This window comes from Geodermatophilus marinus, from assembly GCF_003428645.1.
Lineage (GTDB): Bacteria > Actinomycetota > Actinomycetes > Mycobacteriales > Geodermatophilaceae > Geodermatophilus.
In genome coordinates, this window is sequence record NZ_QVQH01000010.1 from 66,271 (window position 1) to 78,880 (window position 12,610).

Sequence of the window (12,610 nt, forward strand, 5' to 3'; positions counted from 1 at the left end):
CCCTCCGCACGGAGGGCGGGCCCGGTCGCGTGTCGGGCCCCCGCGCCCGGTCACGCGGCTGCCTACCCTGGCCGCCATGCCCGCCTCGCGCCGCCGTCCCCTCGCCGCCGGCGTGCTGGCCCTCGGCCTGGCGGGCCCGGCGCTGCTCGCCGGCTGCGGCGGCGACGAGCAGCGCCCGGTGGGGGACCGGGTCACCGCCGAGGAGGCCGGCGTCCTCGGCGGCCTGCTCAGCCGCAACGCGGAGCAGGGCGGGGCGGCGTTCGTCGCCAGCGCGCCCTACGGCGCCGACGGCGTGCTGACCCTCACCGGGGAGGTCGACCTCGACGGCCGGGCCGGGCGGGCGCAGGCCGTCGCCGACCCCGGGAACGGCGGCCCCGAGCTGACCCGCACGGTCTTCTTCACGGCGGACGACGTCTGGCTGGGCGACGTCCCCGGGCTGGCCGACGTCCTGAGCGCCGCGGGCCTGCCCGCCGCCTCCTACGTGCGCCGCCCGCTCGCCGAGGGGGACGCCCCACCGCTGACCGACGTCCTGGTGCAGGTGGTGCTGGGTCTCGCCGCCGAGGAGGCCGACGACCCCGCGGCCTTCCTCGGCGGCGGCTACCGCTGGCAGGGCGACCGCTCCATCGACGGGGAGCTGACCAGCGTCTACGGCGCCGAGTCGGGGTGGACCGTGGCGGTCGACCGCAGCAGCGAGCTGCTCGTGCAGTTCGCGGCCCCGGTGGGCGGCACCGACGCGACGGTGACCCTCTCCGAGCACGGCCCGCGCACGATCGCGCTGCCACGGGACGAGGAGACGGTGGACGGCCCGGCGCACCCGGAGGTGGCGGCGACCGTCGGCCTCTGACCGGGGCCGGGCACGGGTGGAGGGGGCGGCCTCTTCCCCAGACCGCCCCCTCCGAGGGCTTTCCTACCAGAGATCGGCACCGCGCGCCTCCCCTGGCCGCGCGACGCGCCGGATCGGGTGAGCCGGGTCAGTTCAGGGTCGGGTCGGCCGGCGCGGTCGACAGCACCGCCAGCAGCCCGCTCTGGCGGGCCAGCACCCGCCGCCACAGCTGCGGGCCGGAGAGGTCGCTGACGACGTCCTCCGGCGTCCCCGGGACGCAGGCCCACGCCCCCTCGGCGACCTCGCCGGCCAACTGGCCGGGCGACCAGCCGGCGTAGCCGGCGAAGACCCGCAGCCCGCTCACCCCGCCGTCGAGCTCCTCGGGGTCGGTGTCCAGGTCGACGAGGTAGACGTCGCCGGCCACCCGTCGCAGCCCCCGGTCGCCGAGCGCGGCGGCGGCGGGGGAGACGGCGAGGCACAGGGCGGTGTCCGTCTCGCAGGGGCCGCCGACGTGGAAGACGCCCGGCGGCACCGCGAGGTCGCACCAGCCCGGCAGCACGTCGCGGATCTCCACGCCGCTGGGCCGGCCGAGGACGACGCCGAGCGTGCCGCTGTCGTTGTGGTCGAGCACGTAGACCACCGCGCCGGCGAAGGTCGGGTCGGTCAGCGAGGGCATCGCGACCAGCAGCGACCCCGGTCGCACGTCCGCGACCGAGCCGATCGACACCGCGGGGACGGCGTCACGGCGCCGCCTGCCGGTCGCGGGACGGGCCGGCGGGCCGCTGTCGGGGTCGGGCGAGGACGGGGGAGTCATCGCCGTCCAGTGTGCCCCACCCGGCGGCCCGGGGGAGGCTCCGGACACCTCCGTCTCGAACGTCACGGCCGCCGTCGCGGCGGCCGTAGGGTGAGCGCGTGCGGCAGGCCGGGACGTCCGCGCGGCACCTCCTGCCGCGGGCGGACTTCCGGCGACTGCTGGCCACCCGGCTGCTGGCCCAGGCGGGGGACGGCGTCCTGCAGGCGGCGCTCGCCGGGACGGTGCTGTTCAACCCCCAGCGGGCCGCCGACCCGGTGGACGTCGCGGCCGGCTTCGCGGTGCTCCTGCTGCCGTACTCGGTGGTCGGCCCGTTCGCCGGCGTGTGGCTGGACCGCTGGAGCCGGCGGCAGGTGCTGCTGTGGGCCGGGCCGGTGCGCGCGGTGCTCGTCGCCGCCCTGGCCGCTCTCGTGGCCGCCGGGGTGGCGGGGCCGGCGTTCCTGCTCGCCGGGCTGGCGGTGTTCTCGGCCAACCGCTTCGTGCTCGCCGCGCTGTCGGCCGCGCTGCCGCACACGGTGCAGCAGCCGTCCCTGGTGTCGGCCAACGCGCTGTCCACCACGGCCGGGGGCGTGGCGACCGTCGCCGGCGGTGCGGCCGCCGTGGCCGCGCTGCCCCTCCTCGGCGCGGGGGACGCCGGCTACGCGCTGGTCGCGCTGGCGGCGGCGGTGCCCTATCTCGCCGCCGCGGCCGCCGCGGCCGGCTTCCCGCGCCCCTACCTCGGCCCGGACGAGGGCGCCCGGTCGGCGGCCGGCGAGGTGCGCGACGTCGTGCACGGGATGGTCGCCGGCGCGCGGCACGCGTGGTCCCTGCCTCCGGTGCGGGCCGCCCTCGGCGTCATCACCGTGCACCGGCTCTGCTTCGGGCTGGTGACCCTGATGACCCTGCTGCTGTTCCGCGCCACCCCGGGCGGTGAGGGCGGCCCGGTGCCCGGGGGGCTGACCGGTCTCGGGGTGACCGTCGCCGCCGGGGCGGTGGGGACCGTGGCCGCGGCGGCGGTGACCCCCGCGGCCGTTCGGCGCTGGGGCCGGTCGCCCTGGGTCGCAGGCCTGCTCGGGGGCGGGGGCGTGCTGGTCGTCGTCCTCGGGCTGCCGGCCCAGCTGACCGGGGTGGTGCTCGCGGCGCTGGTGCTGGGCTTCCTCGGGCAGGGCGTGAAGGTCTGCGTCGACACCACGCTGCAGGAGGTGGTGGACGACGACGTCCGCGGCCGGGTGTTCTCCGTCTACGACACCCTGGTCAACGTCGCCTACGTGGCCGCGCTGGGGCTGGGCGCGGCCGTGCTGCCGCCGGCGGGGGTCTCGCCCCCGGTGCTGCTCGCGGTCGGCGCGCTCTACCTCCTCGCGGCCACCGCGACCGCCCTCCGCCGCTGAGCGCCCGCATCCGCCGGGGTGGATGGAGTGTCCCGTGCGAGAGGACCTCGCAGGAGGCACTCCGCTCACGCCCCTGCGACGTGCGGGGCGAGCTCGAGACCGCAGGCCAGCGGCTCCGCGCGCAGCCGGCGCACCGGGAAGCGGAAGAGGACCAGGCCCACGGCCTGCAGCGCGTTCTGCCGCAGGAGGTCGCCGGCCCAGTCGGCGGCCGAGAGGTGGAAGGCGGCCCCGTCGGCCTCGGCTGCGACCCCGCGACGCCGCCACAGCGCGTCGACGAAGAAGGTGCCGCGCGGGGTCTCGACCGCGGCGCCCCACTCCGGTTCCGGGAGACCGGCGGCCAGCACCGCCCGTCGGAGGTCCGCCTCGCCCACCGACCGCATTCCGCGCCGGGCATCGGCGACCGCCTGCCGCAGCCACGAGGTCGACCGCCGCCCCAGCGCGGCCACCTCGACCTCCAGGTCACCGACCGTGCACAGATCCCGCTGCAGGACGTCCGCGACGACGTGGTCGACGTCGGCACGGCGCCCGGCCGTCACGGCGACGTCCACCGCCGCACGCGCCGGCGGCGCCACGGCGAGCCGGTCGACGACCCGGTCCGGGGGCACCGGCCGCCGGCTCTGGTGGACGACGACGAAGGCCCGCGAGAGCAGGTGCCGGCCGTGGGGGACGGTGATCTCCACCAGGCCGCCCTCGGTCGGGACCGCGTACCGACCTCGCACGCCGGCCACCCGGGACGCCCGACCGGCCTCGTCCACCCGGGCACCCCAGGCCAGCAGCGCGCTGCGGTGGGAGAGGACGGCCTCGGCCCCGGCGTAGCAGAGCGCGGCCTGCCAGCGCTGTCGACGTGTCAGCGGCCCCGAGTGGCTGACGAACACGCCGGGGAGCGGTTCCTGCCAGCGCCCCGACGCCACCGCCGTCCGCAGCCGGTAGTGGCTGATGCCCGCCTCCAGCAGGAGCCGCCGCGGGGCGACCGGGTGGCCGAGGTGGTGGATCGGGGGCAGTCGCACCCGCGAGAGGGTGGCGGACCGGCTGGTTCCCCGGGCCCGCCGTCCACAGCGGAGTGCCCCGTGCGAGAAGAACTCGCACGGGGCACTCCGCTTGCGTCAGCTGCGGCGGGACCACCAGGCGCGCAGCTCGGCCTCGGCCTCGTCGGGGTCCAGCGGGCCGCGCTCCAGGCGCAGGTCCTTGAGGAACCGCCAGGCCTCGCCGACCTCGCGCCCCGGCGGGATGCCGAGGACCTCCATGATCCGGTTGCCGTCGAGGTCCGGGCGCACGCGCGCGAGGTCCTCCTGCTCGGCGAGCTCCGCGATCCGCCGCTCCAGGGAGTCGTAGGTCGCCGCCAGGGCCGCGGCCCGGCGCCGGTTGCGGGTCGTGCAGTCCGAGCGCACCAGCTTGTGCAGCCGCGGCAGCAGGTCGCCGGCGTCGGTGACGTACCGGCGCACCGCCGAGTCGGTCCACTCGCCCCGGCCGTAGCCGTGGAAGCGCAGGTGCAGGAACGTCAGCCGCGCGACGGCCTCGACGACGTCCTTGGGGTAGCGCAGCGCGGTCAGCCGCCTGCGCACCAGCTTGGCGCCGACCACCTCGTGGTGGTGGAACGAGACCCGGCCGCGCGGCTCGTGCCGGCGGGTGGCCGGCTTGCCCACGTCGTGCAGCAGCGCGGCCAGCCGCAGCACGAGGTCGGGGGACGCGTGCCCCGCATCGGCCCGTTCCAGGGCGATCGCCTGGTCGAGCACGGTCAGCGAGTGCGCGTAGACGTCCTTGTGCTGGTGGTGCTCGTCGATCTCCATCCGCAGCGCCGACAGCTCGGGGAGGACGACGCCGGCCAGGCCGGTCGCGACGAACAGCTCCAGCGCCGCGCGGGGGGAGTCCTGCAGCAGCGTCTTGGTCAGCTCGGTCTGCACCCGCTCCGGGGTGATCCTCGCCAGCTCGCCCGACATCGACATCATCGCCCCGACCACCGCGTCGGACGGCGTCAGCCCGAGCTGGGCGACGAACCGGACGGCGCGCAGCATCCGCAGCGGGTCGTCGGCGAAGGAGGCGGTCGCGGCCCCCGGGGTCCGCAGCCGCCGCGCCAGCAGGTCACCGAGGCCGCCGTAGGGGTCGGTCACGGTCCGGTCGGGTCCCAGGGACACCGCCATGGCGTTGACCGTGAAGTCCCGGCGGGCGAGGTCGTCGACCAGCGAGTCACCCCAGGCCACCTCGGGGTTGCGCGACTCCCGGTCGTACCGGTCGGCGCGGAAGGTGGTGATCTCCAGCCGGACGCCGTCCACCTCGGCACCCACGGTGCCGAAGGCGATGCCGGTGTTCCACGTGGAACTGGCCAGGCCGCGCAGCAGGCGCAGGACCTCGGTCGGCCGGGCGTCGGTGGTGACGTCGAGGTCGCCGGGGACCGCCGGCCCCGCCGACCCGGCCGCGAGCAGGGCGTCGCGCACCGACCCGCCGACCAGGTGCGCCTCGAAACCGGCCTCGGCGAAGCGCTCCCCGAGCCGGGTGAGCACGGGGGAGAGGTCGACGAGCTGCCGCACCGTCTCCTGCACGGCGGGGGGCACGGCCTCGGCGGGGGGCACGGCCTCGGCGGGGGGCACGGCCTCGGCGGGGGGCACGGCCTCGGCGGGAGGCACGGCCTCGGCGGGAGGCACGGCCTCGGCGGGAGGCACGGCCTCGGCGGGAGGCACGGCCTCGGCGGGAGGCACGGCCTCGGCGGGAGGCACGGCCTCGGCGGGAGGCACGGCCTCGGCGGGGGGCGCGGCACCGGCGGGGGCCGGGGGCGGCGCGGCAGCCGACGACGGCACGGCACCCCCGGGCGGCGCCGTCCCGGTGGACGGCGTCCCGGCGGCGACCGGGCGAGGACTCTGCGGCTGTCCGGACACGACGGTCCAGGGTAGTGGCGTCGGTCGCGCTACCCTCCTGGCATGGCTGGGACGGGCGGGCGAGGGCGCCCCGGCCGCCGGTTGCGCCGGGTCGACGAGACCTCCGCCGGGGGCCTGGTGGTGGCCGACGACGGCGTGACCGGGCCCCGGGCGGCCCTCATCGGCCGGACCGACCGCCGCGGCCGGCTCCTGTGGTCCCTGCCCAAGGGCCACATCGAGGAGGGGGAGACCCCCGAGGACACCGCCGTCCGCGAGGTCGCGGAGGAGACCGGGATCATCGGCGAGGTGGTCGCCCCCCTGGGCATCATCGACTTCTGGTTCGTGGCGGACGGCCGCCGCGTGCACAAGACGGTGCACCACTTCCTGCTGCGCGCCATCGGAGGAGCCCTGTCCGACGCCGACATCGAGGTCACCGAGGTGGCCTGGGTCCCCCTCGAGGAGCTCAGCGCCCGGCTGGCCTACGCCGACGAGCGGGCACTGGTCGAGCGGGCCCCCGCCCTCCTCGCCGACAGCGCGTGACCGGGGGCACCAGGTCCCCGCAGGAGCGCTCCCCCGGAACCGCCGGCGCCCGGCGGGCGGCGGACGCCCCGCGACCTGCCCGCCGCCCGCTGGCCGCGCTGGCCGCGGCGGTGCTCGCGCTCCCGGTGACCCTGCTCGCCCCGCCCGCGGCCGCCGCGCCGGGCCCGGTGGCACCCGACGACGCCGGCGACCCCGATCGGCCGGTGGCGGTCGACCTCACCCGCCTGGAGCCGCGCACCGTCTCCCCCGGGGTCCCCGTCACCGTGGCCGGGACGATCACCAACACCGGTGAGGAGGCGGTCACCGACCTCGACGTCCGGCTGCAGCGCGGCGAGCAGTTGACCAGCCGGGCCGCGCTCGTCGCCGCGGAGACCGACGACGACCCGGCGACGGCCGCGGCCACCCCGTTCACGGACCTGCCCGGCGAGCTGGCACCGGGGGACTCGACGGGCTTCAGCCTGACCACCACCGCCGAGGAGCTCGGCATCGCCGCCGAGGGTGTCTACCCCCTGGTCGTCAACCTCAACGGCGTGGGCGAGGACGGCGAGCGGCAGCGGGTGGGGGAGCTGACCACCTGGCTGGTGCAGCCACCCGCCCAGCCCGCCGTCCCCACCGGCGTGGCATGGCTGTGGCCGCTGACCGAGCGCACCCACCGCGACGCCGCCGGCCGGTTCGTCGACGACGGCCTGGCCGCTGCGGTGTCCCCCGGCGGCCGGCTGGACCGCGCGCTGGCCGCCGTGGAGCGGATCCCGGAGACCGCCGCCGTGGGCGCCGAGCCGGCCCCGGTCGCCCGGGTGACGCTGGCGGTGGACCCCGCGCTGGTCGAGGAGCTCGGCGTCATGGCCGCGGGCCCCTACGACGTGGCCGGCCGGGAGGACGCCGGCGAGGGGACGGAGGAGGCCGGGGAGTACCTGGACCGGTTGCGTGCCGTCGCCGCCGAGCACGACGTCCTCGCCCTGCCCTACGGCGACGTCGACGCCGACTCCCTCACCGCCGCCGGCCTGTCGCAGGTGCTCACCCGCAGCCTGCCGGGCGCCGCCGGGGACGGTGCCACCGGCGAGGGCGCGGCCGGCGGGACGGCGGAGCCGGGCGGCGCCCCGGACGCGGAGCAGCCGCCGGTCGCCGGGGTGGGCTCCGACGTGCTGGGCGAGACCCTCGACGTCGAGCCGCGGACCGACCTCGCCTGGGCGGTGGGCGCCGCGCTGGCCCCCGACACGCTGGCCACCCTGCGCGCCGGGGGCGTCGGCGGTGTCGTCGTCCCGGCCGGCGCGCTGGACGACGGGACGGCGGCACTCGGCCTCACCGGAGAGGGGGCCGCCGCCCGCACCACGGTGCCGGGCGCCGACGGCGAGGTCCCGGTGCTGGTGTCCGACCCGCGGCTGGGCCCGCTGCCGACCCGGGACGGCGGGGGGCTCGCCGAGGGCGGGCAGCGCTTCCTCGCCGAGCTGGCGCTGCTGACCCTCGCCCCCGCGCCGGGCGGCACCGCCGGGCAGACCGTCCTCGTCGCGCCCCCGCGCGCGCTGGACGTCGACCCGGCCACCGCCGCCGCGCTGATCGCCGACCCCGGGGTGCAGCCGTGGCTGCGGTCCCTGACCCTGGGCCAGCTCGCCGACGGGCCCCGGGCCGGGGCCGGCGAGCTGGTGGTGCCGGTGCAGCCGGGCGGCCTGCCCCTCGACGGCCTGGCCGACCTCGCCGCGGCCGTCGCGGTCCGCGAGGACCTCGCCGGCGCCGTGGCCGAGGACCCCGCCACCGCGCTGGCCCCCTACGACGAGGCGATCGCCCGCGCCGCCTCGGCGGCCTGGCGGGACGAGCCCGACGGCTTCCGCGCCCTTGCCGCCGGGACCCGCGCCACGCTGGAGGCCCTGCGCGAGGACGTCACGCTGCTGGCGCCGGCCGAGGGCAGCTACAGCCTGGCCTCCAGCGAGGCCCCGCTGGTGCTCACCGTGCAGAACGACCTGCCCTTCGCCGTCCGCGTGCTCCTGGAGGTGCGCGCCCGCGGCAACGCCGCGCTGACCGTGGAGGACATCGGCCCGCAGGTGCTCGCGCCCGAGCAGCGCACCACGCTGCAGGTACCGGCGCAGGTGCGCCAGTCGGGGCGCTTCGGGGTCGTCGCGACCCTCACCACGCCGGGCGGCGTGCCGCTGGGCGACCCGGTCGAGCTGCAGGTGAAGAGCACCGCCTACGGCTCGATCTCGCTGGCCATCACGATCGGCGCCGCGGCGCTGCTCGCGCTGCTCTTCCTGCGCCGCCTGGTGCGCTTCCTGGTGCGCCGGCGGCGGGGGACGCCGGAGGCGGACGACGCCCTCCCGCTGCCGCCCACCCGGAGCCCGGTGTGAGCCCGACCGGCGACCGGCGGCTCGAGGACCGGCCGCCCGGCGAGCGCCCGCCCGCGGACCGGCCGGAGGAGGGCGGCCCCGGGCACGCCGACGCCGTCCGGCAGCGCGCCCGGCCGCTGCCCCCCGTGCCGCCGTCCACCGGGCCCCAGCGCACCGCCGAGCCGGGTCGCGCCGCCGGATCCTGGTCACCCCGGGGGCCGGAGCGGGCCGGCGCGGGGTCCGTGCGCTCCGGTCGCGGGACCCCGCTGCCCCCGCCGCCCTACCCCCAGGCGCCGGCGACCCCCGGTCCGGGCACCGCCGCCGGGCTCGCCGCACCCGCGCCGCGGCCGCTGCCGCCGGTGCCGCCGCCCGTCGCGCGGGCCCGCCCCCTGCCGCCGCCCCCGCCGCCGCGCCGGCCGGCCCGCTTCGTCCCGGGCCCCGACGACACCCAGCTCATCCCGGTGCTGCCGGCGGTGCCCCGGCGGGTCGACGAGAGCGACGAGGAGGCCGAGGCCCGGGAGGGCACCCCCGGCGCGAGCACGGGCATCCTCCGGGCGGCCGGCACCATGGCCGTGGCCACCCTCGTCTCCCGGGTCACCGGGCTGCTGCGCACCATGGTCCTGGCCGCGGCCCTGGGCGTCGGCCTGGTCAACGACGCCTACAACACGGCCAACACCCTCCCGAACATCGTCTACGAGCTGCTGCTCGGCGGCGTGCTGACGTCGGTCGTCGTCCCGCTGCTGGTGCACGCGCAGGAACGCGACGCCGACGGCGGCGTGCGCTACGCCCAGCGGCTGGCCACCGTCGCCCTCAGCGGCCTGGTGGTGGTCACCGGGCTGGCGATCGCCGCCGCCCCGCTGCTGACCTCGCTCTACGGCATCTCGGGGGACCCGGACCAGGTGCGGCTGGCCAACTGGCTGGCCCGCATCCTCCTGGTCGAGATCGTCTTCTACGGGGTGGGCGCGCTCGCGCAGGCGGTGCTCAACGCCCGCGGGGTCTTCGGCCCGCCGGCCTGGGCGCCGGTGCTCAACAACGTCGTGGTCATCGCGACCGGCGCGCTGTTCATCGCCGCGAGCGGCCCCGGCGAGCTCTCCCCCGCGACGATCACGCCCACCCAGGTCTGGCTGCTCGGCATCGGCACCACCCTCGGCATCGCCCTGCAGGCGCTGGTCCTGCTGCCGCTGCTCCCCCGGGTCGGCGTCCCGCTGCGCCCCCGCTGGAACCTGCGGCAGACCGGCCTGCAGGAGGCGGGCTCGCTCGGGCTGTGGGTCATCGGCTACGTCGCGGTCAGCCAGATCGGTGTCGTGGTGGCCACCCGGATCGCCAACCAGGCCAACCGGGACGGCGGCCTGGGGTCCAGCGCGTTCGGCATCGCGAGCCTGCTGTTCCACATGCCCTACGGGATCATCGGCGTCGCGCTGCTCACCGCCCTGCTGCCGCGGATGAGCCGCGCCGCCGCCCGCGCCGACGTGCCGGGCGTGGCCCGGGACCTCTCGCTCGGCACCCGGCTCTCGGCACTCGGTCTGCTGCCGGTCACCGCGGCGCTGACCGTCGTCGGCCCGGCGCTGGCGGTGGTCGCCTTCGCCCGCGGCAACACCAGCGTCGAGGAGGCCCGGGCGATCGGCGTCGCGCTGGCCATCGGCGCCTTCGGCCTGCTGCCGATGGCGGTCACCCTCCTGCAGCTGCGGGTCTTCTACGCGATGAAGGACGCGCGGACGCCCACGCTCATCCAGGTCGGCATGGTCGGCGTCCGCGTCCCGCTGCTGCTCGCCGTCCCGGCGGTCGTCCCCCCCGACGGTGTGGTCGCGGGCCTGATGCTGGTCACCAGCCTCACCTACGTCGCCGGGTGGGTGCTCGGGAACCTGGCGCTGCGGCGCCGCCTGGGCGCGCTGCGCACCGGCGAGGCGGCGGGTCAGGTGCTGCGCGTGGCGGCGGTGTCACTCGTCGCGGCGCTCCTCGGGTGGGTCGCCGTCGAGGTGACCGAGGACGCCTTCGGGACCTCGGTCGCAGGCTCGCTCGGGACCCTCCTCGTCGGTACCGTGGTCGTCGGTGTCGCCTCCCTCGTCGGGATCGTGCTCGCCCGGGTGCCCGAGGTCCGGGAACCCCTGGCTCGGGCCAGGGCCCGGCTGGGTCGCCGGTGAGCGGCGGGCGGCGCCAGGGCCGGGGCACCCCGGACCCGTTGGGCAGCGAACAGGGGGGCCGGCTGAGCCGATGACGTCCACGATCACCGGCCTCCCGGACCGCTACCGCCCCCTCGACGAGCTGGGTCCCCCCGAGACCACGGCGACCGGCGTCATCCACGCCTGGCGCGCCCGCGACCGGGTCCTCAACCGCGACGTCGCCATCCGCGTGCACACCCCCGGCGGCCACGCCGCCCGGGAGTGGATCACCCGCGCGCTCACCGCCGGCGGGCTGGCCACCCCGACGCTGGCGATGGTCTACGACGCCGCCGAGGGCCACGACGGCCCGGGCGGCGCGGCCTACGTCGTCAACGAGTGGATCGAGGGGCGCACCCTGGCCGACCGGCTGGCCGACGGGCCGATGCCCGAGGCCGAGGCGCGCACCGTGCTGCGCCGGCTGGCCGAGGGCGTCGCGGAGGCGCACCGGGTCGGCCTGGCCGTCGGCGGGCTGACCCCCGAGGCGGTGGTCCTGCGGCCCAACGGGCTGGTCGGGCTGCGCGCGGTCCCGGCCGTCACCGGCACCATGCAGGGCGACATCGCCGCGCTGGGCGAACTGGTCGAGCACTGCCTCACCGCGGGTGCTCCCGGCCGGGCCGCCGGCCTCTCCCCGGACCTGGCCGCCCTCGTCCGCCGGGCCCGGTCGACCGAGCCGGGCAGCCTGTCCAGCGTCGCGGCGATGGCCGCCCTGCTCGCCGAGCGCCCCCGCCGGCCCGTCGCCGACACCGCCCGCGGTGCCGACGAGAGCGACAGCGGGTGGCTCCGGCGGCTGCGGGAGCGGCGCGACGCCGCCGGTGGTCGGGCCGACGACCACGACGAGGCGGGGGACGCCGGCGTCCACCTCCTCCCCCCCGAGGACGACGACCCGGCCCCGACGCTGGCCGCGCGCGGCTCGCGGCGCCCCGCACCCCCGGCACCGCCGGCCCCCCCGCGCCGGGACGCCGAGGAGGACCTGCTGCCCCTCGGTGACGGGTTCGGCGCCGAGGCCGACGAGCGGTGGGCCGACGACCGCTGGGACGACGACCGCTGGGACGACGAGGAGGGGACCGGGTCGCTGCCGGAGAACCGCCGCCGGGCGCTGGTCATCGGCCTGCCGCTGCTGGCCCTCGCCGTCGTCGTCGCGCTGGCCTGGTGGGTCGGCAGCAACGTGCTGTCGGTGGCCGGCTCGGTCGAGGAGGCCGACGGCGCGGCCACCTCCCCGCCGGCCAGCAGCGCCCCGGCCGCGGAGCCCGAGCCGGCGGCCCCGCCGGCGGCCGGGCCGGCCGCCATCGCCGGGTCGGTGGTGTTCAACCCGTTCGGCGACGGGGAGCCGGAGAACGACGACGCGGTGGGCCTGTCCCACGACGGCGACCCGGGCACCGCCTGGTCGACGGTCACCTACCGGGGCTCGGCCGCGTTCGGCAACCTCAAGCCGGGCGTCGGCGTCCGCTACGACCTGGGCGACGCGCAGCCCGTCTCCGGGGTCTCGGTGACCACCACGACCCCGGGCATCGCCGTGGAGGTCCGCGCCGGGACCGCCGACACCACGGACCTCGAGGCGTACCCCACCGTCGCCGCCGGCGCCGTCGACGGCACCACCGAGCTGGCCTTCCCCGAGCCGGTGGACGCCCGCTACGTGCTGGTGTGGATCACCTCGCTCGTGCCCGCCGAGGGCGGCTTCGAGGGCGACCTCGCCGAGGTGACGGTCACCCGGGCCGGCTGACGGCAGCACCCCACCACTCCACCGCA

9 protein-coding genes are annotated in these 12,610 nt (G+C 78.3%); 6 read left to right on the forward strand and 3 right to left on the reverse strand.

All coding sequences use genetic code 11. The features are described 5' to 3' along the window. The first annotated feature begins 76 nt into the window (after positions 1-76). Positions 77-844, forward strand: a complete 768-nt coding sequence (locus D0Z06_RS13025) for a hypothetical protein (protein WP_117377866.1) — start codon at positions 77-79, stop codon at positions 842-844. Between the two features lie 127 nt (positions 845-971). Here the strand turns inward: D0Z06_RS13025 and D0Z06_RS13030 are convergent, their stop codons facing one another. Then, positions 972-1,637 (reverse strand): YqgE/AlgH family protein, encoded by a 666-nt coding sequence (locus D0Z06_RS13030; RefSeq protein ID WP_117377867.1) that lies wholly within the window; start codon positions 1,635-1,637, stop codon positions 972-974. Between the two features lie 98 nt (positions 1,638-1,735). On the opposite strand from D0Z06_RS13030, the gene D0Z06_RS13035 reads away from it, so the two are divergent. Further along, a complete protein-coding gene (locus D0Z06_RS13035; protein WP_117377868.1) occupies positions 1,736-3,001 on the forward strand; it encodes an MFS transporter in 1,266 nt (421 codons plus the stop codon). Between the two features lie 65 nt (positions 3,002-3,066). On the opposite strand, the gene D0Z06_RS13040 is transcribed toward D0Z06_RS13035, so the two are convergent. Beyond that, complete coding sequence (locus D0Z06_RS13040; RefSeq protein WP_117377869.1) at positions 3,067-4,008, reverse strand: hypothetical protein; 942 nt, start codon at positions 4,006-4,008, stop codon at positions 3,067-3,069. Positions 4,009-4,104: 96 nt separating this feature from the next. After that, positions 4,105-5,604: a CCA tRNA nucleotidyltransferase gene (locus D0Z06_RS13045; RefSeq protein ID WP_233517653.1), complete on the reverse strand. Its 1,500-nt coding sequence runs from the start codon at positions 5,602-5,604 to the stop codon at positions 4,105-4,107. A gap of 309 nt (positions 5,605-5,913) precedes the next feature. Between D0Z06_RS13045 and D0Z06_RS13055 the strand changes: the two genes are divergently transcribed. The 4 genes from D0Z06_RS13055 to D0Z06_RS13070 all read left to right on the forward strand — a co-directional run bounded on the left by D0Z06_RS13055 (position 5,914) and on the right by D0Z06_RS13070 (position 12,584). Beyond that, positions 5,914-6,390, forward strand: coding sequence for an NUDIX hydrolase (locus D0Z06_RS13055; RefSeq protein WP_117377870.1), 477 nt, complete (start codon positions 5,914-5,916; stop codon positions 6,388-6,390). Beyond that, positions 6,387-8,726: a DUF6049 family protein gene (locus D0Z06_RS13060; protein WP_117377871.1), complete on the forward strand. Its 2,340-nt coding sequence runs from the start codon at positions 6,387-6,389 to the stop codon at positions 8,724-8,726. The genes D0Z06_RS13055 and D0Z06_RS13060 overlap by 4 nt, the downstream gene beginning before the upstream one ends. Beyond that, positions 8,723-10,846 carry a murein biosynthesis integral membrane protein MurJ gene (gene murJ, locus D0Z06_RS13065; protein WP_233517654.1) on the forward strand — a complete coding sequence of 708 codons (2,124 nt, stop codon included), beginning with the start codon at positions 8,723-8,725 and terminating at the stop codon, positions 10,844-10,846. Before D0Z06_RS13060 ends, murJ begins: the two co-directional genes overlap by 4 nt. A gap of 70 nt (positions 10,847-10,916) precedes the next feature. Beyond that, positions 10,917-12,584, forward strand: a complete 1,668-nt coding sequence (locus tag D0Z06_RS13070; protein WP_117377872.1) for a hypothetical protein — start codon at positions 10,917-10,919, stop codon at positions 12,582-12,584. Positions 12,585-12,610 lie beyond the last annotated feature (26 nt).